2 protein-coding genes are annotated in these 2,548 nt (G+C 61.7%); one reads left to right on the top strand and one right to left on the bottom strand.

Annotated elements, in window-relative coordinates; genetic code table 11:
* The coding region (locus QVP03_RS10900) for a glutamine--tRNA ligase/YqeY domain fusion protein (RefSeq protein WP_288210769.1) at positions 1-1,498 on the top strand (1,498 nt) is incomplete at its 5' end.
* A gap of 108 nt (positions 1,499-1,606) precedes the next feature.
* Here QVP03_RS10900 and QVP03_RS10895 read toward each other — a convergent pair.
* Positions 1,607-2,548 (bottom strand): glycosyltransferase family 2 protein (locus QVP03_RS10895; RefSeq protein WP_288210768.1); only part of this gene is annotated, 942 nt, incomplete at its 5' end.

The raw sequence follows: 2,548 nt of genomic DNA, 5'->3' as shown, positions 1-2,548 counted from the left end.
ATACGGAGGCAAGTGCAACCTCCGTTTCGACGACACGAACCCCGTCAAGGAGGATGTGGAGTATGTCGATTCGATCAAGCGCGACATCCAGTGGCTCGGGTTCGACTGGGCCGTCGAACGCTATGCGTCGGACTATTTCGACCAGCTCTACGACTGGGCGATCGTACTGATTAAAAAAGGGTTGGCATACGTCGACGACCAGACACAGGAGCAGATCCGCGAAAACCGCGGTACGGTTTCCGTACCGGGCACTCCGTCGCCGTGGCGCGACCGCTCCGTGGAGGAAAACCTCGACCTGTTCGTCCGCATGAAAAACGGCGAATTCCCCGACGGGGCCAAGGTGCTGCGCGCCAAGATCGACATGGCGCACCCCAACATGCTCTTCCGCGACCCGATCATGTACCGCATCATCCATGCCGAGCATCACCGCACGGGCAACAAGTGGTGCATCTACCCGATGTACGACTATGCCCACGGCCAGAGCGACTCGATCGAGCAGATCACCCACTCGATCTGCACGCTCGAATTCGACGTGCACCGTCCTCTCTACGACTGGTTCATCCAGGCGCTGGAGATCTACCCTTCGCACCAGTACGAATTCGCCCGGCTGAACCTCACCTACACGATGATGTCGAAGCGCAAGCTGCTCAAACTCGTGCAGGAAGGCGCCGTGATGGGCTGGGACGACCCCCGCATGCCGACGATCTGCGCTTTGCGCCGCAAGGGCTATACCCCGGCCTCGGTGCGGAACTTCGCCGAGATGGTGGGCGTCGCCAAGCGCGACAACGTGATCGACCTGGGCAAGCTCGAATACTGCGTGCGCGAAGACCTGAACAAGATCGCAGAGCGCCGCATGGCAGTGCTCAACCCGCTGAAGGTGGTCATCACCAACTACGAGGAAGGCAAGACCGAGCTCTTCACGGCGATCAACAACCCCGAGGACGAATCGGCCGGCACGCGGCAGGTGCCCTTCTCGAAGGTCATCTACATCGAGCACGACGATTTCATGGAGGAGCCTCCCAAAAAGTTCTTCCGCCTGGCACCCGGCGGCGAGGTGCGCCTGCGCTATTCGTACCTGATCAGGTGCGAGGAGGTCATCAAGGATGCCGCGGGCAACATCACCGAGCTGCGCTGCACCTATGACCCGATGTCGGGCAGAGGGTCGTCGAGCGACGGCCGCCGCGTGAAGGGTGTCATCCACTGGGTATCGGCCAAAGATGCCGTGGAGGCCGAAATCCGCCTGTTCAACCCGCTCTTCACGAAGGAGAACCCCGACGACGTGGAGGAAGGACAGACCTGGGAGGACAACCTCAACCCCGAATCCATGGTCAAGGTCACGGGCTACCTGGAGCCGTCGCTGCGCGACATACCCATAGGGCAGGCCGTGCAGTTCGAGCGCGTAGGCTACTTCTGTCCCGACACCGACTCGACACCCGAACACCCCGTGTTCAACCGCACGGTGACGCTCAAGGATTCGTGGGCGAAAATCAACAAGTAGGAAAACACCGAATACTGTTTAAAATAAGACCTCCCGGCAAAACCGGGAGGTCTTATTTTAGGTTATTCCGCCGGAAGGCAAATCTCCGTCCTGAGCTTTTCCGCCGGGTCACATCATCCGCCCGAAGGTCTTTCGCCCCAAAAGGTAACGCAGGACTACGGAACCGCGGTAAACCCTCCCGGCGACCGTCCCCCTGCACTGCTGCCGAATCTCCTTCCGCTTGCGCGACAGGCTGCCGTGCCAGCGGAGAAAATCGCGCCAGGCGCGGAATACGGCACGGAAATTATCGCCCCGCCCCTGTGCCAGGTACGACAATGCAGCCATCAGGTCGAGCACGGGGCGCACGACGGCCACGACGGCACGCTGTACGGGAGAAGCACACTTGTAGAGCATCGCCAGGTTATTGCGATGGTTGTAGAACACCTTGGTCGGGGAATCGGTCGTCAGCGTCCCGCCGCCGAGGTGGTAGACCGTACTCCCGGGCACGACCCGCACGCGGTAACCCGCGAGCTGCATGCGCCAGCAGAGGTCGATCTCCTCCATGTGGGCGAAGAAATCGTCGTCGAAGCCCCCCAATGCGCGGAACACGTCGGCACGGCAGCAAAAAGCCGCTCCGCTGACCCAGAATACGTCGCGGGCATCGTCGTACTGCCCCTCGTCGGCTTCGACCCGCTTGAGGATACGCCCCCGGCAAAAAGGATAGCCCAGGAAGTCGATAAAGCCCCCGGAAGCCCCTGCGTACTCGAATTTCGTACGGTCGAGCCACGAAACCAGCTTGGGCGAAACGACCGCCACGTCGGGCTCACGCTCCAGAACGCCGAGGATCGGCTCCAGCCATCCCCGGGGTGTCTCGACATCGGAATTGAGCAGCAGGTAATAATCCGCCTCGACCTGCGCCAAAGCGCGGTTGTAACCGCCCGCGAAACCGTAATTCCGGTCGAGGCGCACCACAGCGACGGTCGGGAACTTCTCCGCCAGCACCGCCAGCGACCCGTCCGTCGAACCGTTGTCGGCGACGACGACCCCGCCCCCGGCGGGAGCCGCGGGCAC

Source organism: Alistipes sp. CAG:29, assembly GCF_000435435.1.
GTDB lineage: Bacteria > Bacteroidota > Bacteroidia > Bacteroidales > Rikenellaceae > Alistipes > Alistipes onderdonkii.
Note: the sequence above shows the minus strand (reverse complement) of the source record. Positions and strands in the feature narration are given on the sequence as shown.